The sequence below is a fragment of the Pseudomonas serbiensis genome (genome assembly GCF_030580745.1).
Classification (GTDB): Bacteria; Pseudomonadota; Gammaproteobacteria; order Pseudomonadales; family Pseudomonadaceae; genus Aquipseudomonas; species Aquipseudomonas serbiensis.
In genome coordinates this window covers 153,362-178,509 of sequence record NZ_JAUQOO010000013.1, presented here as the reverse complement: position 1 = coordinate 178,509, position 25,148 = coordinate 153,362, and the positions used below count along the sequence as shown (strand labels likewise).

Annotated in this window: 26 protein-coding genes and 1 pseudogene; 15 read left to right on the top strand and 12 right to left on the bottom strand. The window is 56.8% G+C overall.

The window, feature by feature from the left end; all coding sequences use genetic code 11:
- Both Q6A51_RS17740 and Q6A51_RS27560 read left to right on the top strand, forming a co-directional pair.
- The coding region (locus tag Q6A51_RS17740; RefSeq protein ID WP_304574666.1) for an IS3 family transposase at positions 1-109 on the top strand (109 nt) is incomplete at its 5' end.
- 3 nt (positions 110-112) lie between these two features.
- Positions 113-358 carry a helix-turn-helix domain-containing protein gene (locus Q6A51_RS27560; RefSeq protein WP_405046160.1) on the top strand — a complete coding sequence of 82 codons (246 nt, stop codon included), beginning with the start codon at positions 113-115 and terminating at the stop codon, positions 356-358.
- Positions 359-414: 56 nt separating this feature from the next.
- On the opposite strand, the gene herA is transcribed toward Q6A51_RS27560, so the two are convergent.
- Both herA and Q6A51_RS17730 read right to left on the bottom strand, forming a co-directional pair.
- A complete protein-coding gene (herA, locus tag Q6A51_RS17735) occupies positions 415-2,268 on the bottom strand; it encodes an anti-phage-associated helicase HerA (protein ID WP_304575377.1) in 1,854 nt (617 codons plus the stop codon).
- Positions 2,265-3,560, bottom strand: a complete 1,296-nt coding sequence (locus tag Q6A51_RS17730) for an SIR2 family anti-phage-associated protein (RefSeq protein ID WP_304575376.1) — start codon at positions 3,558-3,560, stop codon at positions 2,265-2,267. The genes herA and Q6A51_RS17730 overlap by 4 nt, the downstream gene beginning before the upstream one ends.
- Before the next feature lie 693 nt (positions 3,561-4,253).
- Between Q6A51_RS17730 and Q6A51_RS17725 the strand changes: the two genes are divergently transcribed.
- Both Q6A51_RS17725 and Q6A51_RS17720 read left to right on the top strand, forming a co-directional pair.
- A complete protein-coding gene (locus Q6A51_RS17725; protein ID WP_201000242.1) occupies positions 4,254-5,309 on the top strand; it encodes an AAA family ATPase in 1,056 nt (351 codons plus the stop codon).
- Entirely contained in the window at positions 5,306-6,649 is a 1,344-nt protein-coding gene (locus Q6A51_RS17720) for a DUF58 domain-containing protein (protein ID WP_304575375.1), read from the top strand. The genes Q6A51_RS17725 and Q6A51_RS17720 overlap by 4 nt, the downstream gene beginning before the upstream one ends.
- Before the next feature lie 10 nt (positions 6,650-6,659).
- Here the strand turns inward: Q6A51_RS17720 and Q6A51_RS17715 are convergent, their stop codons facing one another.
- The gene (locus tag Q6A51_RS17715) at positions 6,660-7,019 is read right to left on the bottom strand and encodes a PilZ domain-containing protein (protein ID WP_304575374.1); all 360 of its coding nucleotides are present in this window, start codon (positions 7,017-7,019) and stop codon (positions 6,660-6,662) included.
- Positions 7,020-7,218: 199 nt separating this feature from the next.
- The gene (locus Q6A51_RS17710) at positions 7,219-7,593 is read right to left on the bottom strand and encodes a tetratricopeptide repeat protein (protein ID WP_201000245.1); all 375 of its coding nucleotides are present in this window, start codon (positions 7,591-7,593) and stop codon (positions 7,219-7,221) included.
- 178 nt (positions 7,594-7,771) lie between these two features.
- Here Q6A51_RS17710 and pyk point away from each other — a divergent pair, with 178 nt between their 5' ends.
- The 4 genes and pseudogenes from pyk to Q6A51_RS17695 all read left to right on the top strand — a co-directional run bounded on the left by pyk (position 7,772) and on the right by Q6A51_RS17695 (position 10,777).
- Entirely contained in the window at positions 7,772-9,223 is a 1,452-nt protein-coding gene (gene pyk / locus Q6A51_RS17705) for a pyruvate kinase (protein ID WP_201017459.1), read from the top strand.
- A gap of 267 nt (positions 9,224-9,490) precedes the next feature.
- The gene (locus tag Q6A51_RS17700) at positions 9,491-9,817 is read left to right on the top strand and encodes a delta-60 repeat domain-containing protein (protein WP_304575373.1); all 327 of its coding nucleotides are present in this window, start codon (positions 9,491-9,493) and stop codon (positions 9,815-9,817) included.
- Positions 9,818-10,117 (top strand): annotated as a pseudogene (locus Q6A51_RS27555) (hypothetical protein); the annotation flags it as partial.
- A 45-nt stretch (positions 10,118-10,162) separates the two neighbouring features.
- Positions 10,163-10,777 (top strand): delta-60 repeat domain-containing protein, encoded by a 615-nt coding sequence (locus Q6A51_RS17695; RefSeq protein ID WP_304575372.1) that lies wholly within the window; start codon positions 10,163-10,165, stop codon positions 10,775-10,777.
- A gap of 4 nt (positions 10,778-10,781) precedes the next feature.
- On the opposite strand, the gene Q6A51_RS17690 is transcribed toward Q6A51_RS17695, so the two are convergent.
- Positions 10,782-11,732, bottom strand: coding sequence for an iron-sulfur-binding ferredoxin reductase (locus Q6A51_RS17690; RefSeq protein ID WP_304575371.1), 951 nt, complete (start codon positions 11,730-11,732; stop codon positions 10,782-10,784).
- A gap of 186 nt (positions 11,733-11,918) precedes the next feature.
- Here Q6A51_RS17690 and Q6A51_RS17685 point away from each other — a divergent pair, with 186 nt between their 5' ends.
- On the top strand, positions 11,919-13,442 hold the full coding sequence (locus Q6A51_RS17685; RefSeq protein ID WP_201000249.1) for a fumarate hydratase: 1,524 nt from the start codon (positions 11,919-11,921) through the stop codon (positions 13,440-13,442).
- Positions 13,443-13,569: 127 nt separating this feature from the next.
- Here the strand turns inward: Q6A51_RS17685 and Q6A51_RS17680 are convergent, their stop codons facing one another.
- The 3 genes from Q6A51_RS17680 to Q6A51_RS17670 all read right to left on the bottom strand — a co-directional run bounded on the left by Q6A51_RS17680 (position 13,570) and on the right by Q6A51_RS17670 (position 16,117).
- Complete coding sequence (locus Q6A51_RS17680) at positions 13,570-13,800, bottom strand: DUF6124 family protein (protein ID WP_304575370.1); 231 nt, start codon at positions 13,798-13,800, stop codon at positions 13,570-13,572.
- A gap of 1,279 nt (positions 13,801-15,079) precedes the next feature.
- Positions 15,080-15,304 (bottom strand): hypothetical protein, encoded by a 225-nt coding sequence (locus tag Q6A51_RS17675; RefSeq protein ID WP_304575369.1) that lies wholly within the window; start codon positions 15,302-15,304, stop codon positions 15,080-15,082.
- 675 nt (positions 15,305-15,979) lie between these two features.
- Complete coding sequence (locus tag Q6A51_RS17670) at positions 15,980-16,117, bottom strand: DUF4113 domain-containing protein (RefSeq protein WP_405046159.1); 138 nt, start codon at positions 16,115-16,117, stop codon at positions 15,980-15,982.
- 665 nt (positions 16,118-16,782) lie between these two features.
- Here Q6A51_RS17670 and Q6A51_RS17665 point away from each other — a divergent pair.
- Complete coding sequence (locus Q6A51_RS17665) at positions 16,783-17,118, top strand: hypothetical protein (RefSeq protein ID WP_304575368.1); 336 nt, start codon at positions 16,783-16,785, stop codon at positions 17,116-17,118.
- 68 nt (positions 17,119-17,186) lie between these two features.
- Here the strand turns inward: Q6A51_RS17665 and Q6A51_RS17660 are convergent, their stop codons facing one another.
- From Q6A51_RS17660 to Q6A51_RS17650, 3 genes are all read right to left on the bottom strand, one after another.
- The gene (locus Q6A51_RS17660; RefSeq protein ID WP_304575367.1) at positions 17,187-18,344 is read right to left on the bottom strand and encodes a phospholipase D-like domain-containing protein; all 1,158 of its coding nucleotides are present in this window, start codon (positions 18,342-18,344) and stop codon (positions 17,187-17,189) included.
- 138 nt (positions 18,345-18,482) lie between these two features.
- Entirely contained in the window at positions 18,483-18,821 is a 339-nt protein-coding gene (locus tag Q6A51_RS17655) for an amidase (RefSeq protein WP_304575366.1), read from the bottom strand.
- Entirely contained in the window at positions 18,818-19,924 is a 1,107-nt protein-coding gene (locus Q6A51_RS17650) for a serine hydrolase domain-containing protein (RefSeq protein ID WP_304575365.1), read from the bottom strand. The genes Q6A51_RS17655 and Q6A51_RS17650 overlap by 4 nt, the downstream gene beginning before the upstream one ends.
- Positions 19,925-20,279: 355 nt before the next feature.
- Here Q6A51_RS17650 and olsB point away from each other — a divergent pair, with 355 nt between their 5' ends.
- The gene (olsB, locus tag Q6A51_RS17645) at positions 20,280-21,035 is read left to right on the top strand and encodes an L-ornithine N(alpha)-acyltransferase (RefSeq protein WP_201020631.1); all 756 of its coding nucleotides are present in this window, start codon (positions 20,280-20,282) and stop codon (positions 21,033-21,035) included.
- The gene (locus tag Q6A51_RS17640) at positions 21,035-21,826 is read left to right on the top strand and encodes a lysophospholipid acyltransferase family protein (RefSeq protein WP_201020632.1); all 792 of its coding nucleotides are present in this window, start codon (positions 21,035-21,037) and stop codon (positions 21,824-21,826) included. The genes olsB and Q6A51_RS17640 overlap by 1 nt, the downstream gene beginning before the upstream one ends.
- Here Q6A51_RS17640 and Q6A51_RS17635 read toward each other — a convergent pair.
- Positions 21,784-22,383 carry an acyl carrier protein phosphodiesterase gene (locus Q6A51_RS17635; protein WP_201020633.1) on the bottom strand — a complete coding sequence of 200 codons (600 nt, stop codon included), beginning with the start codon at positions 22,381-22,383 and terminating at the stop codon, positions 21,784-21,786. The genes Q6A51_RS17640 and Q6A51_RS17635 overlap by 43 nt on opposite strands.
- A 156-nt stretch (positions 22,384-22,539) precedes the next feature.
- On the opposite strand from Q6A51_RS17635, the gene Q6A51_RS17630 reads away from it, so the two are divergent.
- From Q6A51_RS17630 to Q6A51_RS17620, 3 genes are read left to right on the top strand one after another with little or no spacing between them, the layout of a single operon-like run.
- Positions 22,540-22,854, top strand: a complete 315-nt coding sequence (locus Q6A51_RS17630) for an ArsR/SmtB family transcription factor (RefSeq protein WP_201020634.1) — start codon at positions 22,540-22,542, stop codon at positions 22,852-22,854.
- Positions 22,855-22,880: 26 nt separating this feature from the next.
- Positions 22,881-24,047: an MFS transporter gene (locus Q6A51_RS17625; protein ID WP_304575364.1), complete on the top strand. Its 1,167-nt coding sequence runs from the start codon at positions 22,881-22,883 to the stop codon at positions 24,045-24,047.
- 21 nt (positions 24,048-24,068) lie between these two features.
- The gene (locus Q6A51_RS17620) at positions 24,069-25,118 is read left to right on the top strand and encodes an alkene reductase (protein ID WP_201020635.1); all 1,050 of its coding nucleotides are present in this window, start codon (positions 24,069-24,071) and stop codon (positions 25,116-25,118) included.
- Positions 25,119-25,148: the final 30 nt, after the last annotated feature.

Sequence of the window (25,148 nt, the reverse complement as noted above, 5' to 3'; positions counted from 1 at the left end):
TGATTACATCGAGATGTTCTACAACGCAAAACGCCGCCATGGTTTCAACAATCAGCTCTCACCGGTAGAGTTTGAAAAACGTTACACAATGAGCTTGCAAGGTGTCTAGAGAATCCGGGGCGATTCATTCTTAGGCACGGTATCCATTCAATATTTAAGTGACTTAGAACGTGGCAAGCGAACGCTCTCGCTTGCAGTTTTAGCGCGAATCTGTGAGCGGCTGGAGGTGCATGAGGCTTTGCCCCTGATTCTGGCGAAGCATTTCATGCAGCCCACCGATCCTCTGCTCCAGACGATTAGAGATATTGAGCGGCAGCTCTACATGGCAGGATTTATTGACAATCCCTTAAGCTGGTGAGGGTCCGGCCTACCCTGCGTGCCGCAGATCCCTAGGCCTCAAGATGATGCTTAGAACTACCATGGAACATCTTCATCGAAGGGTTGTGGATCTGGCCATGCTGCCGGAATGACGGGAGGCTGAGGTGGCGCAGGTGGTGCAGGTGGTGCTGGCGCTGCCGGTCTTGGAACGGGACGATTCTCCGCCCATGCACGAAATTCTGCGTCACCTGAACGCGGTGTTGGGGAAGCCTCGGCGGCACGGATTAGAGTAGGCATAGATATGCTTCCTCCAAAAACTATGGCTGTTTGCCTAGGCAACCCGGCAATGCGACGGATTTCTCTTCGGTCTGCCCATTCGCTCGCAGCTTGGATAGAAGCAAGGTCCTTTTCCGATGTAAGCCTGAATGTCACCCAGTTATTGCACTGCGATAATACCGTTGGTGAAATTTCAGATGGTCGCTGCGTACTGAGCCAAAGCGCCAATCCGAATTTTCGTCCTTCCTTGGCTAACCGTTCGTAAGCTAGCGAATTTTCACCTGCTTCCTCGCCCGACCCGATAGGGCGGAGGTAATGGTGAGCCTCCTCCAACACCAACAAGGTAGGAATTTTGTTTTCCTGGCCTCGGCGAAACAACTCATACGCGTATAGTTCCAGAAGCGAACCAAGGACAAACGGCGTCAGATCATGCGATAGATGCCGAAGGTTTATTATATGCACTCTCCACGGCTCGTCTTGTCCGCCAAAAATCTGCTCTACCAGATGAGTAGATTCCTGTGCCCAATTAAGCCCTCCCCCTGAACCGGGACCACCCTCAACGTCCACTACAGCTCGAAACATTGGATCTTCGGCGAATCGGTTAATCCTGGTGATCAGAGGTGAGACGTTGGAATAGCTGAAGGCATTTCTTTCAGGTCCTCTCGCCGTGGGCTGTATTCCATGGCTTTCAGCAACAAGTGCTCCGAGTGCTGCCATGTTTGGCCATCTAGCTGCTGTAGCGGCCCTGCCACTGCGTATTTGCTGAATCCTACTATCAGCCTCATTGGCTCCACCTTGGCGGCAGTCATCAAATAGGAAAGGACCGACGTCGTTCACGAGACCTACTCCTTTCGGCTGAGCAAACCATTGAACTTGATGGAGATGCTCTAGGGCGAAGGTAAGCGCAGGACGCTGGGTCTTTTCGCTTGGAATCAGTAGCCTGTTTAAGCCATGGCGACCGAGAGCGTAGTAAGGAATTTTGAAAGCACCGGGATCTTGCCCGCCTATGGTTGTGCATTTCACAGCATCCTCTGGTAGATCCTGAAGAGCTAGCGCATCTTCGTACTCTCCATTGATGTCGAATACAACAATCCTCGCGCTTGGCAATTTTACGATCTGTTGGAGCACTGCTGCTGTAAAGCAACTTTTACCTTGGCCAGAACTGCCCAGCACTGCTACGTGTCTGGAAATTAAGCTCTCAAGACCCACATATAGGCTTCCGCCGCCGCGAAGGTCGTCGCCAAGCTTGATGGGGATGTCGTTGACGTCCTCGCAGTTGAGGATTGCCGCAAGCTCATCGGTATTGAGAGGGAAGGCCTCAGCCCCGAGTGGTGGCGTTGCTAAGGAATCGCTGATGAAGCGAGGCTTTCCGCCCTCCCTAGATAGTCTTCCAACTACGACACCGGAGACGTTTCTAAGCGGCTCACTTTGATGCGTGCTGGAGCCGATCCCTAGCCTGTGAGCCTCACGCGGTTCGTCAAAGCTTAGCGAGATAACTTTCATTACTAAGGCGCGACTGCCCGCATCCAGCACGAGAAGGCTGCCAACCTCGGTTACTGACGAAACACCTTGGGCATGAGACGCCAACTGTCCTCGGTGCATATCCAAAAGATTCAACGTTACATCCGAACCTTCGATCTTCACTACATAACCGACTGGCAGGCGGCTTCTCATATCAAGTCATCCAGTAATGGCTCTTGGGCCTCGTGATCGTCCCTCAGGGCCTTTTCAAATTTCCGCATGTCATCATCGTAGATAAGAGGGTCTGGTAGATGGCGGGCCAAGGAATCAATGTAAGCGTGACCGGCTCCACCCCCTACCACGGTGATACGAGGGTTTTTTAACGAAAGCAGTTTTCGTAGAGCTGAAGGCAAATTGGCATCCGCCGGATCACCACTGAAGCCAGATGAGTAAATGACGAGCTGGAGTGTGGGGTTCAGAAGCGCTGACCGAATGAGCCGGTTTATGTGCTCGTCTCCAAATCCGTATCCGCACAGGATCAAACAGCTTTGCGGCTTAGACATGAACTCAGCAAATCTACGGAAAAGCTCTCCCAGGACATATCCGATAGTGTCCATGTATTTGGCCGCTCTGGGCATTACCATCAAGCCAAGGTCCGAGCCGTCTCTTTCAGCCATGAACTGCCTGATACGTTGATGGGCCAGTGGAGCCGCCACTTCAAATACCTGACCGCCCTCCTGCTTCCATGTCAGCGATCCGTGTAGTTTTGCCAAGTAAATATTGTAAACGCCGAACCTTGCCTCCCCCCTCGCTTGAGTGTTGCGAAATCCCAAGTCGAAGCTTTGAGGCGAAAAGCGCCTGGTATGTACGCCAAGGAAGCCGTTAGAAACCTGGAGGTCGATTGACTCTGCGGCCCATTCGATTGCTAGGTCATAGTTCGTGGTGAATATCCAAGGAGAGGCTTGACCAGGTTGTCTTGCCGAAACCAGCTTTTGAAGAATTGTTCTTTGGCTCGCGAGGGCTGCGTCATCTGTTTCGACACCACTTGGAGAAAGCCACCATTCCTCCCGGAGCAAAGCTGCACTGACGACAGTTCTAAAGAGCGCCGCTTTTGCAGTCTTCAGGTCATCTAGGTTTTGCCCCAGTGCCTCCTCCCCGTCCGCGTAATCCACTTCTTCTGCAAACTTTTTCATCTGCCTAGTCCAATCGGACAAAGCAATTTCAAGAGCATCTATTAGGTGCTCTATATTCGGCGTGGTAGGTTTTGGGTCCGCTATGGCTTGAGCGTCGATGAAGCCATGCTCGACCATCCATTCGGCGTCGTCAGCGCACTCGCGGACAAATTGGCTCCATAACGCGATCATCGTCAGACCGCCAGCGGCAACCGATGCTCCGGCACCTAACAGCAATCCAATATTTTCTAATCTAAGAAGAGAGGCGAGATGCGCCTCAAGCTCGATTTCGTCAGTAAGAGCTGTGGCTCCCCGTATCGCGGCAAAAGGCATCCTGACCTCCATTTAAAGATAAGCCCGCTCCGTGGGCGCCCAAGAACTACATGAGGCTCGGAGGAAGTGGCTTGAGGCTACTGATTTGACATCAAGCTGTCCATCCGAAGACGGGCTGTCACCTGGAGACGCCAATTTCCAGCGATTAAACGTGATAACTGATCAGTTCTCGGGTCCGCTGCGCTCTGCTCACACGTACCTATGTGGCTACTTCTAGAGTGCTGCGGCCAAACTGAATCGCCTGTATATAATTTCGCGAAAACCTTATGCCTAGTATGCTGGGCATATCGGATATCCCGGCGCCGTTCGCGGTTTAGTACTAGCTTTCTGAATCAGGAGCTGACGATTGGATATCGCCGAAGCCTCAGGTGCGGTCCTGTACGAGGGTGAGATGCGGCTCGATCAATCAGCCTGAGTTCACTCCAGCCATCTTGCGAAACTAAGAAGGCCCGAGCGCCAGAAATCGAAACCGCAGGGAGATTGCGTTAGAAGGCCCCAAGTCTCCAGTAAGGAAGCTTGGCCTAACGCTCACCAAGCGATGAGTTCCAGTACATTTGCGTCGGCCTGACCTTCGGAGCTGCATTTTCGCCTATAGGTCTGAGACCTTCAGCATCCAAAAAATCGTTAGATTAGGTAACTACTTGAATTATGGACGATAAATCAAATGTAACGGTTAGCAAGGCTCCGGAATTTATGAGCGATCAAACGACCGACCAGCCTCACACTCCCGACGACCTCACGCCTACCGAAGCCCAGGGTACTGCCGAACAGGCGCCGAGTAATCAGGCGCAGCAACGTCAACGCGCCAGCCATCTGGCACAGGCGTTGCGCAATGAGCTGCAAAAAGCACTGATCGGCCAGAATGCAGTGATCGACGATGTCCTGACCGCCCTGATCGGCGGTGGCCATGTGTTGCTTGAAGGCGTGCCGGGGCTGGGCAAGACCTTGTTGGTCCGCGCCCTGGCTCGCTGCTTCGGCGGTGAGTTCGCCCGCATCCAGTTCACTCCCGACCTGATGCCCAGCGATGTCACCGGCCATGCGGTGTACGACATGCAGACCGAGCAGTTCAAACTGCGCAAGGGGCCTCTGTTCACCAATCTGCTGCTGGCCGACGAGATCAACCGCGCCCCGGCCAAGACTCAGGCCGCGCTGCTTGAAGCCATGCAGGAACGGCAAGTCACCCTTGAGGGCCGAGCGTTGCCCATTGCCCAGCCCTTCATGGTGCTGGCGACGCAAAACCCCATCGAACAGGAAGGCACTTATCCGTTGCCGGAGGCTGAACTGGATCGCTTCATGCTCAAGTTGCGCATGGATTATCCCGACGCTCAGGAAGAACTGGCCATGGTACGGCAAGTCACCCGTTCGACCCGCGCCGACATGCTTGATGTGCAACCCCTGCGGGTGATCCTGCAAGCCCGTGAAGTTCAGGCATTGCAACGCATCGCCAGCGAGTTGCCCATGGACGAGCAGGTTCTGGACTATGCCGTGCGACTGGCACGCAGCACGCGCACCTGGCCAGGCCTGAGCCTCGGAGCCGGGCCGCGGGCGTCCATCGCTCTGGCACGTGGCGGACGGGCACGCGCCCTGTTACGCGGCGGTGAGTTCGTCATACCGGACGACATCAAAGGCTGCGCCCTGGCCGTATTGCGCCATCGCGTGCGGCTATCGGCAGAGCTGGATATCGAAGGTCTTTCGGTGGATCAGGTACTCAAGCAAGTGCTCGATCAGGTTCCGGCACCGCGCCTATGAAGCAGGCATTCAGGCCTTCTGTCGTACTGTTGCGCTGGCTTGGCGGGCTGGCGGGCATTGCCTTGCTGCTCGGAACCCTCAAGGCTTTGAGCGTCGAACTCCCCCACCAGGTCACCACCCTGTTCTGGGGAGCGTTGCTCGGGCTGACCGGGGCAAGCCTGTTCGACCTCATCAAGGTTGCACGCCAACCGTCACCCGTCGTGCAGCGCCACTTGCCGGGCAGCCTGGCACTGGGACGCTGGAGCGAAGTACGGCTGGATCTTGAGCACGTCTACCCGAGTGCCTTGACCTTGCGAGTGTTCGATCACATTCCCGACGGCCTGGAATTTGAAAACATGCCGCAATCGATCACTCTGGCCAGAGGCGAACAAGGCCGGCTGGGGTATCGTCTGCGCCCCTTGAGCCGAGGGCATTTCGTCTTCGGGCACTGCGAAGTCAGCCTGCCCAGCCCGTTGCGCCTGTGGTCTGCACGCCGCTATCTGCCGCTGCCCGGCAGCACCCGCGTCTACCCGGATTTCGCCCGACTGTATGGCGGGCAGCTGCTGGCTGTGGATAACTGGCTCAGTCAGATCGGCGTACACCAGCGTCAACGCCGGGGGCTCGGGCTGGAATTCAATCAATTGCGTGAATTCCGCGAAGGCGACAGCCTGCGGCAGATAGACTGGAAAGCCACTGCCCGGCAACGCACGCCCATTGCCCGTGAATATCAGGACGAGCGCGACCAGCAAATCATCCTCATGCTCGACTGTGGCCGACGCATGCGCAGTCAGGATGGCGACCTGTCGCACTTCGATCACAGCCTCAATGCCTGCCTCTTGCTCAGTTACGTTGCATTGCGCCAGGGAGATGCCGTGGGGCTGATGACCTTTGCCGGCGAACAGCAGCGCTATCTGGCCCCGGTCAAAGGGCAGAGCCAGTTGAACCTGTTGCTCAACAAGGTTTATGACCTGCAAAGTACCCAGCATGCAGCGGACTACAGCGCTGCGGTACGCCAGGTGCTGGCACGGCAGAAACGCCGGGCACTGGTGGTACTGGTGACCAACCTGCGCGATGAGGACGATGAAGAGCTACCGGCAGCCGTGAAACAGCTCAGCCGCCATCACCGTGTACTGGTGGCCAGTCTGCGTGAAGAGGTACTCGACAGCCTGCGCCAATCGTCGGTACAAACCTACGATCAGGCGCTGGCTTATTGCGGGACCATCGATTTTCTCAATGCAAGAGCCGGGCTTCATGAACGCCTGGCAGCCCAGGGAATCCCGGTCATGGATGTACGCCCAGCAGAACTGGGCGCACAACTGGTCACTCGTTACTTGAGCTGGAAGAAAGCAGGAACCCTGTAAATCGCCTGCGTCAGGCTGAAGCTTCCACAAGGTAGAAGCAGAAGTAATGACGCAGAGCATCGGCAAGATCACGATAGCCCTCAGGCACCGTGTTCAATAAAAAGCCCGAATTGTAGTTTCCAGGTGTTTCATCTTCGTTGCACCACAGGCAGGTGGCATTTACATCTACCATCCTTTGCCCGCTCTCGTTAACGGGCATCTTCATGCGCAAATCAAATACTGCGCCGACCAGTAAGGGCAAATCGCTGATGAGCATCAATCCCTCTTCAGAGACATTGCCCAGACAGCCTATCGATTTGCCGGTGTAGCGATTTGAGACGTGAAGATAATCTTGCAATTGGTGACGTTCAATCCTTCGATTCCTTTGCATCTCAGCCGCCTTCTGAACTATTGGGCGTGATCCTGCACGCGAACAATTCAAATTCCCTGCGGTTACGACCTACTCATGCCGCATGGAAAGCCCTTGAAACAGGTTTAGCTCTGTACATTTCATTCCCTTGACACAGAGCCTAGCCGAGATTTTTTTAACATCCACCCAAAAACGCTACTTTTCCCCCAATCGGGTGTAATTATTTTGACGCAGGAAGGGGCTTCGCAGGTTGTCCACCGAGGTTATGGCCCAGCTGTGACAAGGTATCCAGACGTGCGCGTGCGCGGTAGGCATATTCACTGGAAGGATACTTGGCAATCAGAAATTGATAGGTCTGCACTGCGTCAACGTACAGTTTCTGCCTTTCAAGGCATTGCCCGCGCAGCATCGACACCTCAGGCCACACATAAGAACGCTCGCGGCTCTGACGCTCGACCTTCGACAGAGACAGCATCACACTGTCGCAATCACCACGATCATAAGCCTGATAGGCCTCATTCAAGTTGGCGTTCATCGCCCAACGGGTACATCCGCTGACAGCAACCAGTAATACAAGAATCGTTAAAATGCGCATGAGAGTCTCCTGTTCTGTGCCTTGATATCGGCCCCCGGCCCCATTTCTTCAGGGCCGATTTAACACCGATCATCAGCCGATTGCCCTGCCGATTCCCGAAGAGGTAGTGCAAAGGAACAATGACTAAAGCCCCGGACAGGAGTAGCCTCTCGCTGCGCTTCAATTAAGGAGTTTGTGCATGACCGTTCGCCGCACCAAAATCGTCGCCACACTTGGCCCTGCCAGTAATTCGCCTGAAGTCATCGAACAACTCATTCTCTCGGGTCTGGACGTTGCTCGCCTGAACTTCTCCCACGGCACCCCGGATGAGCACAAGGCTCGCGCCAGGCTGATCCGTGAAATCGCCGCCAGACACGGGCGCTTCGTCGCACTGCTGGGTGACCTGCAAGGCCCGAAAATTCGTATCGCCAAGTTCGCCAACAAACGAATAGAGCTTAAGGTCGGAGACAAGTTCACCTTCTCCACCGCTCATCCACTGACCGATGGCAATCAGGAAATCGTGGGCATCGATTACCCCGACCTGGTCAAGGACTGCGGCGTGGGCGACGAGCTGCTGCTCGACGACGGTCGCGTGGTCATGCGCGTCGATACACAAACGGCTGAAGAACTGCATTGCACCGTGTTGATCGGTGGCCCGCTCTCGGACCACAAAGGCATCAACCGCCGCGGTGGTGGCCTGACAGCACCCGCGCTGACCGAAAAAGACAAACAGGACATCAAGCTGGCTGCAGAAATGGAGCTGGACTACCTGGCCGTTTCCTTCCCGCGCGATGCCGCGGACATGGAATACGCTCGCAAGCTGCGTGACGAAGCCGGCGGCACTGCCTGGCTGGTCGCCAAGATCGAGCGCGCCGAAGCCGTTGCAAACGATGAAGTGCTCGACGAGCTGATCCGCGCCAGCGATGCCGTCATGGTTGCCCGTGGTGACCTGGGCGTTGAAATCGGTGACGCCGAACTGGTCGGCGTACAGAAACGCATCATCCTGCACGCACGTCGCCACAACAAGGCGGTGATCGTTGCCACGCAAATGATGGAGTCGATGATCTCCAGCCCGATGCCGACCCGCGCCGAAGTGTCCGACGTGGCCAACGCCGTGCTCGACTACACCGACGCCGTGATGCTCTCGGCTGAAAGTGCCGCCGGTTCCTATCCGATCGAAGCTGTACAGGCCATGGCTCGCATCTGCCTGGGCGCTGAAAAGCACCCGACAGGCAAGACCTCCAGCCACCGCATCGGTCACTCGTTCACTCGCTGTGACGAAAGCATCGCGCTGGCCGCCATGTACACCGCCAACCACTTCCCGGGCGTCAAGGCGATCATCGCCCTGACCGAAAGTGGCTACACCCCGCTGATCATGTCGCGTATCCGTTCTTCGGTGCCGATCTATGCGTTCTCCCCGCACCGCGAAACCCAGGCGCGTGCCGCCATGTTCCGTGGCGTCTACACCGTGCCGTTCGACCCGGCAGCCCTGCCGCCAGGTCAAGTCAGCCAGGCTGCGGTAGACGAACTGCTCAAGCGCGGTCTGGTCGAGCAAGGCGACTGGGTCATCCTGACCAAGGGCGACAGCTACCACACCATCGGTGGCACCAACGGCATGAAAATCCTGCACGTTGGCGATCCCCTGGTTTAAAACGCCAGACGCCGTAAACGAAAACCCCCGGTCTCTCGCGAGCCGGGGGTTTTCGCGTTATGGCATGACAGCTTGCTCGCGACGATGGATTGGCGACAAATACATACGGGGCGATGGTGCCATGACAACAGCCCATGACCTGTCATTTCTGACAGTTGTTCACTCTTTTTCCTCATGACACTGTGAGGTTCTTCTGGTGCCTGGAGCACGGAAGTCACTTACATAAAACGTTCAGGATGAACGTTGCAGACTTGAAGGAATAAGCCCATGAATACAAAAAAATCAACGCTGGCTGCTGGCGACCTTGACCCCGACTTTGGCGAAAACGGCATCCTGCTCTTGAGTTTCGGACCGGAAACGATCGATGCCTCAGTGCTCGGGGTCAATATTGCTCCAGACGGAAAACTGCTGGTATCCGGGTATCGCGGCCAAAATGACTATGCACTGGCACGCCTGAACCCCGACGGCACGCCTGACCAGAGCTTTGGCAATGCCGGAATCGTGCTCGGCCAATTCGGTCCGGGACTCGAATCGGCCGTCGCCGCAACCCTTGTCACCTCAGACAATAAGCTGGTTCTGGTCGGGAAGGTTTAGATCGGCGAGAACACTGATTACCGGGCACTGACTCGCCTGAATCCCGATGGCAGCCTTGATACCAGTTTCGGTGAGCAAGGTTCTGTCATCCTGGACCTGCCACTTGAAAAGTCCGCGACGGAATCCACTCGTTTTGCGCGCGACCCAGAAGCCCTGCAGAACTCCTCCACCTCGATCGGCGCTCTACTTCAGGAGGATGGAAAGATCGTCGTCAGCGACACGTTCGCTCATATCGCTGTCACGTTCCGGCTGAATCCGGACGGCTCGCTGGACACATCGTTCAATGGCACTGGCTATGCGACCCTGAGTTTTCCAGACGTATTGACCAGGCTGGAGCCTCTGTATGTGGAAAACGGCAAGGTCATCATCGCCGGGACTTATCGGTATACCCCAATCACTGAAGCCCGTCCGATGGTAGTTCGCTATAACACCGATGGGTCGCTGGACAGCAGCTTTGGGGAAAACGGCATCTTCATCGCTCCGCCAGAAAGCACAGATGGCCAGCAAGCTCAGTTTCTGGATGTGCTCAGAGAGTCCAACGGTAATATTCTGGGGATCGGAAGCACGGTCGTATACCCTCTCAAGTCTCTGGCACTGGGCCTGGATAAAGACGGCTCACTGGACCCCGCGTTCAATGGTGGCCAAGCGCTGTTTACCGAAATCGGCACTCAAGGCTGTCAATGGAACAATACCGCTCTGGACAGCCGTTCCGGCCTGAATGTCCTGTGCGGCGGCACCTTGGGAACCGAGTCGGCGGCAATCATCGGGCGTATTGATAACCGGGGTGTCTGGGACACTCAGTTCGGTGCCCCCCAAGGCTGGGTCAGGATATCGGTAGCAGTTGGGCATACCCTTAATTATGGTGTTGCCGTGCAGAACGACGGCAACATTCTGGTGGCCGGTGCATCTATCCCGACCAGCGGATTGCTGAAGGGCTTTGTCTTCAGGGTATTGGGATAACGCTTTATCCGCCTGTAGCACCCCGGCCAGCAAAAGTATCAGCCAGTAGCCGATTACGTGGCACTCCCGCCATGTACAGGGCTTTGGCAAATGTCTCGACACTGACCGGGCTGCCGCAGACCAGCGCCACGGCCTGGCGGCAGATCAAACGCAACTCGCCCAGAGCGGCACGCAACTCATCGGGGGTAAACAGGCGGACCTGCAATTGCGGATACACCTCGGCCACACGTCGTAACTCGTCAGCCAGATAGTGCTCGCCAGGCTCATGGGCCAGATGCAGCAGATGAATAGCCCCCTGATGTTCCTGACGCAACGCTTCACGCAACACACCCCACAGTGGCCCAAGCCCGGTGCCGGCGGCCAACAGCAGAAGCGGGCGCTCCTGCCAGTCGGGGTCATAGTGCAAGGCACCGCCGCGCAACTCCCCCAGACGCAGCATATCGCCGGGGCTCAAGGTACACGCCACATCGCAGAACGCTCCGGGACGGCGGCAATCGAGATGAAACTCCAGAAAAGCGTCTTCACCGGGCAGGCTGGCCAGTGAATAAGGACGCGCAACCCCGCTGCTCGTCCACAGCACCTGATGCTGACCGGCGCGGTAACGCAGCGGGCGCTCCGGCTCCAGACGCAAACGCAGCACCGTCGGGCTCAGCCAGTCGCAGCCCGACACTCTGGCAGGCAAACCGTCGCGAACCGGGTCGAAGACCTCCACCGTCAGATCTTCAACCACACGGCACTGGCACGCCAGACGCCAACCCTGCTGACGCTTGTCCGCAGCCAGCGCATCGGGTTTGTCATCCGCAGGTTCGCCCTGTACGCAGCGCACCAGACACGCATGGCAACTGCCCGCCCGACAACTGTAAGGTACGGCAATACCCGCCTGATTAAGGGCATCGAGCAGATTACTGGCCGCAGCCACCGGCCAGTGCCGGTCGCCGACATATATCTCAGGCATCGGAAAGTTCCAGGCCCTGCGCAGAAAATATGCGCGATTGTACAGGTTGGTCGATTGGGCGGGTTATACTGCCGCGCCTTTTTGCGCCCGCTACGGCTACCCTGACAACTCTGGCTCGTGCCGCTGTGCCAGATGTCTGCCGATAGCGTAATTGAATGTTCCCGTCCTTACAGAGGAGCGCGCCGCATGACCGTGATCAAGCAAGACGACCTGATTCAGAGCGTTGCAGACGCACTGCAATTCATTTCCTATTACCACCCCGTTGATTTCATCCAGGCCATGCATGAGGCCTATCTGCGTGAAGAGTCCCCTGCTGCCCGCGATTCCATGGCTCAGATCCTGATCAACTCGCGCATGTGTGCAACCGGCCATCGTCCGATCTGCCAGGACACCGGTATCGTTACCGTGTTCGTGCGTGTCGGCATGGACGTACGCTGGGATGGCGCCACCATGGGCCTGGACGACATGATCAACGAGGGCGTGCGTCGCGCCTACAACCTGCCTGAAAACGTCCTGCGCGCTTCGATCCTGGCCGACCCGGCTGGCGCTCGTAAAAACACCAAGGACAACACTCCGGCGGTCATCCACTACTCCATCGTGCCGGGTAACACCGTCGAAGTGGACGTCGCGGCCAAAGGCGGCGGCTCGGAAAACAAATCGAAGATGGCGATGCTCAACCCGTCCGACTCCATCGTCGACTGGGTACTGAAAACCGTTCCGACCATGGGCGCTGGCTGGTGCCCACCGGGCATGCTGGGCATCGGTATCGGCGGCACTGCCGAGAAGGCGGCGGTCATGGCCAAGGAAGTGTTGATGGAGTCCATCGACATTCACGAGCTGAAGGCCCGTGGCCCGCAAAACCGTATCGAAGAAATGCGTCTTGAGCTGTTCGAGAAGGTCAACCAACTGGGCATCGGCGCTCAGGGCCTTGGCGGTCTGACCACCGTGCTTGACGTCAAGATCATGGACTACCCGACCCACGCCGCTTCGCTGCCGGTGTGCATGATCCCCAACTGCGCCGCCACCCGTCACGCGCACTTCGTTCTGGACGGCTCCGGCCCGGCTTCCCTGGAAGCGCCGCCACTGGACGCTTACCCGGAAATCGTCTGGGAAGCAGGCCCGTCGGCCCGCCGCGTCAACCTCGACACCCTGACGCCGGAAGAAGTACAGAGCTGGCAGCCGGGCGAAACCGTTCTGCTCAACGGCAAGATGCTCACCGGTCGCGACGCAGCGCACAAGCGCATGGTCGAGATGCTGAACAAGGGCGAAACCCTGCCGGTAGACCTCAAGGGCCGCTTCATCTACTACGTCGGCCCGGTCGACCCGGTACGCGAAGAAGTGGTTGGCCCGGCTGGCCCGACAACGGCCACGCGGATGGACAAGTTCACCCGCCAGATCCTTGAACAGACCGGCCTGCTGGGCATGATCGGCAAATCCGAGCGCGGCCCGACCGCTATCGACGCGATCAAGGACAGCAAGGCTGTGTACCTGATGGCCGTCGGTGGCGCTGCTTACCTCGTGGCTCAGGCGATCAAGAAATCCAAGGTCCTGGCCTTTGCCGAACTGGGCATGGAAGCGATCTACGAGTTCGAGGTCAAGGACATGCCAGTCACGGTCGCCGTCGACAGCAAAGGCGAATCCGTACACATCACCGGCCCGCAGATCTGGCAGAAAAAGATCAGCGACAGCCTGGCGGTGGAAGTGCAGTAAGTCTGGTTGGCGTACTCAAGAAACCCGGCGCAATGCCGGGTTTTCTTTTTGTGTTCTTGCTCTTTCGCGAATGAATTCGCTTCTACACGGTCCGGTAGGAGCGAATTCATTCGCGAAGGGACGGTATCTACAAACAGGCTATCGAACGATCCACCATGGCCTTGGCCATTTCCGCCAGATGCAGCACCGAAAAGGCCAGATCGCGGCCTGTACCCTGAGCGCTGTCGCCCGACTCGTAGGCTGTGGTGATGATGCAGCGCAACAGGTCGGAAGCATAATTGAGCGCTTCTTCCTGATTGACGGATTCGTTGACGATAAACAGGGCTGTGGGTGGGTCTGGTATGACTTTATCGAGCACTTGTGTAACTCCTGATCATTAATAAGGAACTGCCACTATCGCTACCAAACGAAGGGTAGCGGCCGCACGCAGGTTGGTAGACCGGTGACCAGGCAAGCCGGTGCGTCCAAAGACGCCAAGCGCACGGCCACAATAAACGCAGGCCGTAAAAATACTCCTCGCAAAAGAGGGACGCATTGCGCACTAATCACACAGGTCTACCAAATCTGATCGCTGATTTTGCAGCGACCGTGGCAGCCTAGAGACCCGAATAACAAGGCGCAATAGGTTGGGATTTTCTCGGAAACTTCCTTCAAGGGAAAGAGAGATATCCTGCCATTTAGGGCAAAGCTGGGCGAGTTGAGCTATCGCGTCAGCCTTGAGATTCCGGCCACCTTTGCGGGGACCAATGCGTATGGGGCGTTACAAAATAACAGCACCGTAGCGCAAGTGATGATGAGCGGGTTTAGGCGATCGTGCTAGCCACAGCCTTGTCAGTGCCACCAGCGCCTGCTGAAACAGCTGATGAGGCACTTGAAATTTACAAAACCCTGCAGAACATTACTGAAAATGCATTGAGGTTCGTAATCATGGCTACTAAATTACAAGCAACAACCCTATAACAAACTTAACAGTATTGCGATTTAATCAACCCCCTTGCGCGCTATTGCAGCTTTTTGCTATCTCTTGGCTTCCTAACTCGGACTTCAGATCTAACCGGATTAACTACTGATGCATCAACGCCACCTAATTCATTACTTGCAACTGAGATCAGCGTTATACCAGATACTGCTATCGTCAGGCCAGGCAGTTTGCTTTCAGAGCGGCCTGAGAGTGACAAAGCAGCCCCGTGAGCCTCAAACTGCACAGTCAATCCATAATATCCTTGGTGAATATTTTGGTCTCGCAAAAGTGCCACCAAAAGCTCATGAATGGAGAAATTCCGACTTTTACCTATCATTAACTCCCCCTACAACCCCACGACCCAATAAAGCTTTTAGTAGGTAATTAGTTTAAAAGTTCGTACTGCCTTTCATCAGTCTAAAAGATGCAAAAACCGAACTTACAGATTGGAGCGCGCTGTAAATCCACACAGGCTTGCGCGCGTAACACAACCTCAGAACTCGCTATCCTTCTACCACACTGCCTACATTCAAATGAGAAAAAACCTAGCCTGTCGATAATGAATACATCGAGCGACTCATAGCCAAGGCAGCATAACCTACCTTCATTCGCGCTACCTTTCCAAGCCATCATCGCTCCTCCCTGCCTTCTATTGGTGGTAAGTCCCCGGGGGCTCTTATTGATGCGGCCAATTTTTATTAATAAGCCTTGCGACAATCAATGATTCATCAATTATCCGTTCTGGCCCTTCAGCCAACATCAGCGGTGACATATCCAAGTAGATCGCCACGTTAAATTTTGCTTGAACTGCAAGCGCATAAGGGTCGAAGCCGAGTTGAAATGCTGCATGAAAAACGGCTACAAGTGAATTGCAGTAAACCTTTTCAGAACTATTTTGCATAATGGCATCCTTGATAACCTTCAGCAGCAGAATTTCCTCTTAGCTGCATCCTGATTAAATCAGTCTTTAAATTGAAGTTCGTCTTAGCAGTCACTTCAAGTTTAAAGTGAAGATTATCCGGTCACTGGTCAGTCCGCCCCCAAATCAGAGCATTTATCCAGCTCGGGCACAACCGTCCGTCAGAAACGCACGCACGCTATCGACAAGAGGTTGACTCGAAAGGAAAGCAAGAGTCGTATTCAATTTTTACTCACACAGGAGAAAGCTGGTGGTTATAGCTTCAAGTGTTAGCTGATGATTTCCTTAGGTGTAAGGTCCGTAATGGCATAAGTGAACTAATGCCTAATCTTATCTATAAATATGGGCAGGACTGGATCTGGCTATACTTCGCTTTGAGCTAAAAATAGGACTCCATTTTCAATATTCAGCCCAAAGATGCTGGGGCTTTACTTGGTGTTACTGACGAAGCCGTGCTCCGAAGGATTGAAAGCGGTGTTAGTCGCACTCCCTGCAGGTAAAGCCCTTAAGTCTCTGGGCTGGATGTAGTAAGCAGAGGGTCCGTCCTCCCTAGGCCCTCTGCCCTTTATGATCTCAGGATGCATTGCGAGTGATGTTATTTGTAGTCGCCCCTGTAGGTTTTGTCTTGTTTCGGAACGATCTCCAACCCTCATTTCATCACTCAAATTTCATTTTCCACAGTTGGTTTATATTCGTTGTGAAGCTCTGACACAACAGTTCTCGACGCATCCCCCTATCTGGAGCAGTTGGAACACTCGCAGCACGTTGCGTCCCTCTCCCCCAGCACCCGTTGATCTGGCCCAGGCTCCCATCATCTTGTCTGAGGTTGCGGGCTGTACTTGGGGCAAACTCCGGTGGCCGGCGGTGTCATAAGAAATGCTACGGAATTCGCGGAGCTGACATACGAAATACAGCAAAGTGAAAACCATATACAGCCTGAAAAATGGGAGCATCTGGATACACTGGAAAGTGGAACGCTCTCAAAGATGAGTTTGAAAGAGCCGGCATAGAACGATTCTATAGTGCGCCCGTTGGCGATCACCGAAGACAGATAAGTAACCGAGCGGCTTGGTTACGGCGGGGCGGATGGTTTCGAGCACAAACAGTGCAACCAGCTCATTCGCCATGACGATACGGCAGGGACTCGCCATCTGCCGGAGTACCGTTTGCTCGGCTCGGCACTGACTGAGGCCCGGCATTTTCTGCTGGGTCTGGAAACACCGGATTGACCGCTGGATGAAGTCGAGCGGATGCTCTTCTGGAAAGCGACCGCTAAGAAACGCAGTCGGCGTTCAATACTGCGGGCGAAACACTTCGGCAGACCGATGCCATGGAAAATACGCAATCCTTCAAACAGACTGTGGCAGGTCAATTGAAAGCCATCGAGTTGACGCTAGCCGGTACCACACAACCGCAGACGCTGGTCAGTGCTATCCATTACAACGCCTTCAACACTCCTGGTGCAATTGCTGCGCAAGCGGTGGAAGCTGGGAAAAGTCGAAATTCTCGCTCAAGTACAAAGGCTTCAGAGACGTTACGCAAACCTGATATGGGATGGACCTGACGCAGCAAATCTTGACAGCACAGCCTTCAGCGAAGACCCGTTGCAGCGCACCCGGATAATGTTGAAAAACGCCGATTCCATTTCTCTGGCGGTTTCGGTTATCAATCAACAATTCAATGGTCCGATGGCCAGCCTTACCGTGCTTGATGAACCATCATCCCGCATCCAGGCCTTGAATCTCGCCATCACCAAGGCCCCTGTGCGGGTTGAGCGTCGACGTTTATCCCTATGAGAAATAGTCGCCCTTCAATGACTTGAGCTTATGGCCTGTTTGCGAATGAGTTTGCACAACATCATCGCTCAGTTGCGCCGATCCAGCAGATTGACCACCAACCGGTCAATCCAGCCCCAAAGCCGCTGTTTGACACGGCGCCACAAGGGACGGGCTTTCCAGGCGTCCAGAGTGATTTCGGTGCTCTGGGCGAAATCCTTGTCGAAGCTGGCAACCACATCACGGGTCAAGGCAGGGTCGATGGCTTCAAGGTTCGCTTCCAGGTTGAAGCGCAGGTTCCAGTGATCGAAATTGCAGGAGCCAATGCTGACCCAGTCATCGATCAGCACCATTTTCAGGTGCAGGAAACGCGGTCGGTACTCGAAGATTTTCACCCCGGCCCTGAGCAGACGCGGGTAATAGCGATGCCCGGCGTAACGCACCGAGGGGTGATCGGTGCGCGGGCCGGTAAGCAGCAAGCGAACATCAATGCCCCGCAAAGCCGCCTTGCGCAGTGAACGGCGAACTTTCCAGGTGGGCAGGAAATACGGCGTCGCCAGCCAGATACGTTTCTGGCCACTGTTCAGCGTACGAACCAGAGACTGCACGATATCGCGATGCTGACGCGCATCTGCATAGGCGACGCGCCCAAGGCCTTGCCCGGACTCAGGGGCTCTGGGCAGATGCCTGAGGCCAAAGTCTTCCATGGGCCGCCATGCCGTGCGACGCAGGTTGGCGTGGAACTGGCGATCAAACAGCGCCTGCCAGTCGATCACCAGCGGGCCGGTGATTTCCACCATCACTTCATGCCACTGGCTGACCGGATGACTCGGCTCCCAGAACTCATCCGTGACACCCGTACCGCCCACTACCGCCAATGCCTTGTCCACCACCAGCACCTTGCGATGATCGCGGTAAAAATTGCGGATACCCCGTCGCCAGCGAATGGGGTTGTAGAAACGCAGGATCACTCCGGCGTCGGTCAGTTGCCTGCGTAATCCAGTGCTGAAAGCCTGAGAGCCGAAGTCGTCAAACAGGCAGCGCACGATCACACCGCGTCGTGCGGCTTCGGCCAACGCTCGAACGATGGCGTCCGCACAGGCGCCTGCTTCGACCAGATACAGCTCCAGATCGACCTGCTGCTCGGCGCGGTCGATGGCGGCGATCATGCGCGGGAAAAATGTCGGGCCATCAATCAGCAGTTGAAAGTGATTGTCCGGGCGCCATGGAAAGATCGCTCCCGCCACGTCAGCGTGCCGTGAAGATCAAAACAGCGATAGCGAGAGTGGCGCGGGCCAGCAGCGTGGGCATGAAAACTCCGTATGCACATTCGAGGACAACCTTATCCGGCTGTCAGACCGCTGGCAAACGACTCCGTTCGTCCATCAAGGCTCCTCAGGCAATAAACGACAGCCCTGACGTGCGCCCTGCCACGTCGCAACGCTGCTGCGTCCCAACCCGCTGGCACTGACCGATTTGTTGAGGGTGTCGTCCGTAAAGGTTGCAGGAATGTATTGCTTGACGTAACTGCGGCAGTAATCGGCAGGGTTGTTCATCACATAACGACACGAACAATATTCCTTGGCCGTGTAGGCACTGATGATGATGGGGAACGCCTGCAAGGCAACACGGTATTGCCAGGCCAGTACCGCGATCATGAAGACCACCAGCAAGAGCAGGCTGCTGAAAGGACGACGCAGGATAAACATTCGACGTTCGCTCATTGCCCGCCCTCCTTGCCGAAGGCCACTCGCAACAGTTTGAGCATCCGGTTGTGATCGTAGCTGCCATCGCGGTCATCGGCATAGCGCACGATCACCAGCCTGTCAGCGGGAATCACATACAGCGCCTGCCCCCAATGCCCAAGCGCCGCGAAGGTATCGGGTGGCGCATCCGGCCATGGGCCATTGCTACCGTCATGGGTCCGATTGAGCCACCAGTGTCCGCCCGGCACCTCGGCGTTCGCTTGCACGTTCTGGCCAGCAAAAGGAGTCAGGACAAAATCCATCCAGGCAGTTGGCAGCAACTGCTTTTGCTGCCAGCGCCCGCCACGCTGCATCAACAGGCCTATACGCGCCAGATCACGGGCGGTCATGTAGGTGTAGGAAGAGCCGACGAAGGTGCCGCTGCCATCGGTTTCCCATGTGGCACTGCCAATGCCAAGCGGGTCGAACAGCGCGGTCCATGGGTAGTCCTTGTAAGCCTGTTCACCCACCATGTTTTTCAAGGCGGCGGACAGAACATTGCTGTCGCCGCTGGAATATCGATACGACGTGCCCGCAGCGCTGGCGATGCCATGGCTGGCCGTAAAACGGGCCATATCGTCACGACCTCGGGTGTAGAGCATGGCCACGACCGATGAGTTGAGCGGCGCGTATTCATAGTCCTCCTGCCAGTCGAGGCCCGACGCCCAGTGCAGGAAGTCTTGAACGGTAATGTCTGGATGCGTCTTGAGCGGGCTGTAGAACTTCGCGACGGGATCATTCAACTGGAAGCGCCCTTGCCCGAATGCTACCCCCAGCACAGTGGCCAACACGCTTTTGCTGATCGACCAGGTCAGGTGCGGCGTCTGGGCGGTGGTAACTCCGGCATAGCGTTCATAGACGATGCGACCGTCACGAATCACCAGCAGGGCATCGCTGCGAATCCCTGTGCGGGCCACATCGTCGCGAGGCGGGAAAGCGTAATCCTCCAATGCTTTGAGAGCACTGGTCGGCTTGGCTGGCTCAATGCTCCATTGCTCATTCGGCCAGTCTTCGGCCAGGGCCGGGAAGATATTCAGGCTCAGCAAACACAACAGGCACAAGCGAACAAAACGGCGGGGCATGGCCAGAGTCTCTGGAGGATAACCGGCCAACATTAGCAGGGATTCATGACAGAACCGGGTAACCCGGTAGGAGTAATGCTGATCAGTTAAGGCATACACAAAACTTGTGGGAGGCAGCTTGCTGGCGAAAAGGCCTGTGAAGTGCGGAAATTCTGCGCCTGTACGCTGAAGTCGCCAGCAAGCTGCCTCCCACAAAGTGGTTTATGACCTTAACTGATCGGCATTACCCGTCACACAACCATCACCAAAGCTTCACCTCCATGACACGACGGCTCCCTAGCCTGCACATACAGCAAGCGCTTGGACAATTCAGTCAACCGGCCGCACTTGCATGGCTGGCTTATGGAGACTTCGCATGACCCAGATTGCCCGCATCCGTGACAACACTTCTGACCGTCGTCTTCAGGCCGAGCGCCTGATCGGTACACACGCCCTGCAGGAAGCTCAGGCGTTGCGTTTCAGCGTGTTCAGCGAAGAATTCAACGCCCGTCTCAAAGGCGCTGAACTGGGTCTGGATATTGATGACTACGATGTCCACTGCTCGCATATCGGTGTTCGCGACCTCAACACCGGTCGCCTGGTCGCCACCACCCGTTTGCTCGATCACAAGGCCGCAAGCTCTCTGGGCCGTTTCTACAGCGAAGAAGAATTCAGCCTGCACGGCCTGCTGCACCTGCAAGGCCCGATCCTGGAGCTGGGCCGCACCTGCGTTGACCCGGCCTACCGCAACGGTGGCACCATCGCCGTGTTGTGGAGCGAACTGGCAGAAGTCCTCAATGAAGGCGGTTACAGCTACCTGATGGGCTGCGCCAGTATTCCGATGCAGGACGGCGGCATTCAGGCTCACGCGATCATGCAGCGCTTGCGCGAACGCTATCTGTGTACCGAGAACCTGCGGGCCGAACCCAAGAACCCGCTGCCGACACTCGACATTCCCGGTAACGTGATCTGCGAGATGCCACCACTGCTCAAGGCGTACATGCGCCTGGGTGCGAAGATCTGTGGCGAGCCTTGCTGGGATGAAGATTTCCAGGTCGCCGATGTGTTCATCCTGCTCAAGCGCGACGAGTTGTGCCCGCGCTATGCCCGTCACTTCAAGGCAGCCGTGTGATGAGCCGCCTGCGCAGCCATGCGCGTGTTGCACGGGTGTTGCTGGTGATTGCTGTGGGGCTGACGATTGCCGCAGCCTTTGCGGTGATGGAGCGTCTGAAAGTCGGCAGCTCCATGGAGCGCCGACAACGCTGGACTCGCTGGTTCATGGCACGCTTGACCAACGCCCTGCCCTTTCGGGTGACGGTCAGCGGCAAGCTGCCGACTCAGCCAATGCTGTGGGTCAGCAATCATGTGTCATGGACGGATATTCCGCTGCTGGGCATGCTCGCTCCGCTGTCGTTTCTGTCCAAGGCCGAGGTACGGACCTGGCCGGTTGCAGGCTGGCTGGCGCTCAAGGCGGGAACCCTGTTCATTCGTCGTGGCTCGGGCGACAGCCGCCTGATCCAGCGGCAGATGGGCAGCCATCTGCAACACGGCACGCCATTGGTGATTTTCCCGGAAGGCACCACCACCGATGGCCGCGCCCTGCGCACCTTCCACGGTCGCCTGCTGTCCAGCGCCATCGAAACCGGTGTGGCCTTGCAGCCGGTGGCGATTGCTTACTCGCGTAACGGCAAGCCTGATCCGATTGCGCCGTTCATTGGCGATGACGATCTGCTGTCACACTTGCGTCGCCTGTTCGCCAACGATCAGGGTGATGTGCATATCCATCTGTTGGAGCCGATCCCCACTGCCGGCCTGGAACGTGCAGCCCTGGCCTTCAAGGCACAACAGGCGGTTCAGGTGGCGTTGTTCGGTGAGGCCGTTCAGCCGAACGAAGTGGTATCGCGCCCAGCCAGGGCTGCTTGAGCGAAGTCCTGCAACAGCGGATAGAACTCGTCGAAATCCGCACTCAAGGGTTGGTACAGCGCCTGCAATTCCTGCATGGCGCCCGCCAACCCTTCAGGCCGTGACAGACGCCTGGAAATCCCGCCCAGCACTTGTTCCAGCACTTCGAAATCCCGGTATGAGCCCAGCCAGTCCTGTGCCGCCATGCGAGGCGCAATCAGTGCCAGCCGCTCGGGCAATTGGCGCTCGGCGGCCAATGCGCCGTACACCTTGCGGGTGAAGGCTTCCAGAGGAACGTCGGCATAGCGGTGCCAGTCCCGTGCCAGGCAATGGTCGAAAAAGACATCCAGCATGATCCCCGCATAACGCCGCCGCTGCGCCGGGAAACGAGCCATCGCGTCCTTGATCAGCGGGTGGTTGTCGGTGAATGAATCGATGCTGCGATGCAGTCGGATCGAGGCTTCAAGTTCCGCAGGAAAACGCCCCGGCAAAGGCCCTTTGACGAAGTCGCCATACAGGCTGCCGAGCAATTGGGCGGGCCGCTGGCCGCCAAGATGAAGGTGCGCGAGGTAATTCATGGAGCAAAGCCTACGCCGTTTTCAGGGGGCAGGTCCATATATCGTTATAACCCGATATACCGATTCGATCCTTGCTTAGCGCAATTCCATATTTGTATATCGCGAAATACAGATATAAAGTTCGCTCCATCGCGATATACCGTTAGTGAGAACGACATGACCATCGACCTCGACGAAATAATAAAAGCCCTGGCGCACCCCTTGCGCCGCGAGATCCTGACCTGGCTAAAAGATCCACGAGCCAGCTTCCCGACTCAGGAGTACTCCATCGAACACGGCGTCTGCGCCGGTCAGATCGATCAGCGTGCAGGCCTGTCGCAATCCACGGTTTCTGCCCACTTGGCCACCCTGCAACGCGCAGGCCTGATCAGCAGCAAAAAGGTCGGCCAATGGCATTTCTTCAGACGTAATGAAGAAGTCATCGCAGCCTTCGTCAAAGCCCTGGTGCAAGAACTGGACAACCAGCCTTGAAGCCCGTCCCCAACAGGAGAAGCTACGTGCCCTTACCTCTACTTATTCTGGCCCTGAGCGCCTTTGCCATCGGCACTACCGAATTCGTCATCATGGGCCTGCTGCCCAATGTTGCCGCCGACCTGGGTGTTTCGATCCCCGGTGCCGGCTGGCTGGTGACCGGTTATGCCCTCGGGGTCGCCATTGGTGCCCCGTTCATGGCACTGGCCACGGCCAAGCTACCGCGCAAGGCCGCACTGGTCACGCTGATGGGAATTTTCATCATCGGCAACCTGCTTTGCGCTGTCGCCAGCGACTACAACGTGCTGATGTTCGCCCGTGTCGTGACAGCCCTGTGCCATGGCGCATTCTTCGGGATCGGTTCGGTGGTTGCCGCAGGCCTGGTCCCGGCCAACCGCCGCGCCTCTGCCGTGGCCTTGATGTTCACTGGCCTGACTCTCGCCAACGTACTGGGCGTACCGCTGGGCACCGCGCTGGGCCAGTACGCCGGTTGGCGTTCGACCTTCTGGGCCGTGACCGTTATAGGCATCGTGGCTTTCATCGGCCTGATCCGCTTTCTGCCGACCAACCGCAATGAAGAAAAGCTCGACATGCGCGCCGAACTGGCAGCGCTCAAAGGTGCCGGCATCTGGTTGTCATTGAGCATGACCGCGCTGTTCGCGGCCTCGATGTTCACTCTGTTTACCTACGTCGCACCGTTGCTGGGTGATGTCACGGGTGTCTCGCCCAAAGGCGTGACCTGGACCTTGCTGCTCATTGGCCTGGGCCTGACCGTGGGCAACGTCATCGGCGGCAAGATGGCCGACCGTCGCGTCTCGACCACCTTGATCAGCGTATTCATTGCCATGGCCGTGGTGTCCACCGCTCTGAGCTGGACCAGCGTGGCGCTGATCCCGACCGAGATCACGCTGTTCCTCTGGGCGGTTGCCTCCTTTGCTGCGGTGCCTGCCCTGCAGATCAATGTCGTGACCTTCGGCAAGGCCGCGCCGAATCTGGTTTCAACCCTGAATATCGGTGCCTTCAACGTCGGCAATGCGCTGGGCGCCTGGGTCGGTGGCAGCGTCATCGCCCATGGCCTGGGCCTGACCAGCGTGCCACTGGCCGCCGCTGTGCTGGCCGTGCTCGCACTGCTGGTCACCCTGATTACTTTCCGCCAGACCGCCAATCCCGATCTGGCTCCTGCTACCAATTGATCACTTAAGAGGGTTCGACGCATGACAACTATCTTTGACCCGATCACCGTAGGCGATCTGCAACTGCCTAACCGCATCATCATGGCGCCACTGACGCGCTGCCGTGCCGACGAAGGCCGGGTACCAAATGCGATGATGGCCGAGTACTACGTACAGCGCGCCTCGGCAGGCCTGATCATCAGTGAAGCCACTTCCGTCACGCCGCTGGGCGTGGGCTACCCGGACACACCCGGTATCTGGTCCAACGATCAGGTTCGTGGCTGGAGCAATATCACCAAGGCAGTTCATGGTGCTGGTGGCCGTATCGTCCTGCAACTGTGGCACGTAGGGCGTATTTCCCATCCTTCGTATCTGAACGGCGAAACACCTGTTGCGCCGAGTGCGATCAAGCCAGCGGGCCATGTCAGCCTGCTGCGCCCGATCTCCGACTTCGTGACACCACGCGCACTGGAGCTGGCGGAAATCGGTGATGTGATCGAGGCCTACCGTATTGGTGCAGAAAACGCCAAGGCTGCCGGTTTCGATGGTGTGGAGATCCATGCCGCCAACGGTTACCTGCTCGATCAGTTCCTGCAAAGCAGCACCAATCAGCGCAACGATCAGTACGGTGGCTCTCTGGAGAACCGTGCCCGTCTGCTGCTGGAAGTGACCGACGCAATCATCGAAATCTGGGGCGCCGGCCGTGTCGGTGTGCATCTGGCACCGCGCGCAGACTCCCATGACATGGGTGATGCCAACCTGGCCGAAACCTTTGGCTATGTGGCGACCGAACTGGGCAAGCGTGGCATCGCGTTCCTGTGCGCACGTGAGAAGGAAGCAGGCGACAGCCTTGGGCCAAAACTGAAGAAAGCGTTCGGTGGCGTGTACATCGTCAACGAAAGATTCACCAAGGCCAGCAGTAATGCGTGGCTGGCAGAAGGCAAGGCCGATGCCGTCGCCTTCGGCGTGCCTTATATCGCCAACCCGGATCTGGTGGAACGCCTGGAAAAGGATGCCCCGCTGAACCCGGCCAATCCGGAAACCTTCTACGGTAAAGGCCCGGTCGGTTATATCGACTATCCGCGCCTTTAACAGCAATAAGCATCACAAGACCCTGACTCG

Excerpts from the sequence above, each read along its gene's own strand:
- herA (WP_304575377.1), bottom strand. The coding sequence starts at position 2,268 with ATGAGAAGCCGCCTGCCAGTCGGTTATGTAGTGAAGATCGAAGGTTCG.
- Q6A51_RS17730 (WP_304575376.1), bottom strand. The coding sequence starts at position 3,560 with ATGCCTTTTGCCGCGATACGGGGAGCCACAGCTCTTACTGACGAAATC.
- Q6A51_RS17725 (WP_201000242.1), top strand. The coding sequence starts at position 4,254 with ATGAGCGATCAAACGACCGACCAGCCTCACACTCCCGACGACCTCACG.
- Q6A51_RS17720 (WP_304575375.1), top strand. The coding sequence starts at position 5,306 with ATGAAGCAGGCATTCAGGCCTTCTGTCGTACTGTTGCGCTGGCTTGGC.
- Q6A51_RS17715 (WP_304575374.1), bottom strand. The coding sequence starts at position 7,019 with ATGCAAAGGAATCGAAGGATTGAACGTCACCAATTGCAAGATTATCTT.
- Q6A51_RS17710 (WP_201000245.1), bottom strand. The coding sequence starts at position 7,593 with ATGCGCATTTTAACGATTCTTGTATTACTGGTTGCTGTCAGCGGATGT.
- pyk (WP_201017459.1), top strand. The coding sequence starts at position 7,772 with ATGACCGTTCGCCGCACCAAAATCGTCGCCACACTTGGCCCTGCCAGT.
- Q6A51_RS17700 (WP_304575373.1), top strand. The coding sequence starts at position 9,491 with ATGAATACAAAAAAATCAACGCTGGCTGCTGGCGACCTTGACCCCGAC.
- Q6A51_RS17690 (WP_304575371.1), bottom strand. The coding sequence starts at position 11,732 with ATGCCTGAGATATATGTCGGCGACCGGCACTGGCCGGTGGCTGCGGCC.
- Q6A51_RS17685 (WP_201000249.1), top strand. The coding sequence starts at position 11,919 with ATGACCGTGATCAAGCAAGACGACCTGATTCAGAGCGTTGCAGACGCA.
- Q6A51_RS17675 (WP_304575369.1), bottom strand. The coding sequence starts at position 15,304 with ATGCAAAATAGTTCTGAAAAGGTTTACTGCAATTCACTTGTAGCCGTT.
- Q6A51_RS17655 (WP_304575366.1), bottom strand. The coding sequence starts at position 18,821 with ATGAGCGAACGTCGAATGTTTATCCTGCGTCGTCCTTTCAGCAGCCTG.
- Q6A51_RS17650 (WP_304575365.1), bottom strand. The coding sequence starts at position 19,924 with ATGCCCCGCCGTTTTGTTCGCTTGTGCCTGTTGTGTTTGCTGAGCCTG.
- olsB (WP_201020631.1), top strand. The coding sequence starts at position 20,280 with ATGACCCAGATTGCCCGCATCCGTGACAACACTTCTGACCGTCGTCTT.
- Q6A51_RS17640 (WP_201020632.1), top strand. The coding sequence starts at position 21,035 with ATGAGCCGCCTGCGCAGCCATGCGCGTGTTGCACGGGTGTTGCTGGTG.
- Q6A51_RS17635 (WP_201020633.1), bottom strand. The coding sequence starts at position 22,383 with ATGAATTACCTCGCGCACCTTCATCTTGGCGGCCAGCGGCCCGCCCAA.
- Q6A51_RS17630 (WP_201020634.1), top strand. The coding sequence starts at position 22,540 with ATGACCATCGACCTCGACGAAATAATAAAAGCCCTGGCGCACCCCTTG.
- Q6A51_RS17620 (WP_201020635.1), top strand. The coding sequence starts at position 24,069 with ATGACAACTATCTTTGACCCGATCACCGTAGGCGATCTGCAACTGCCT.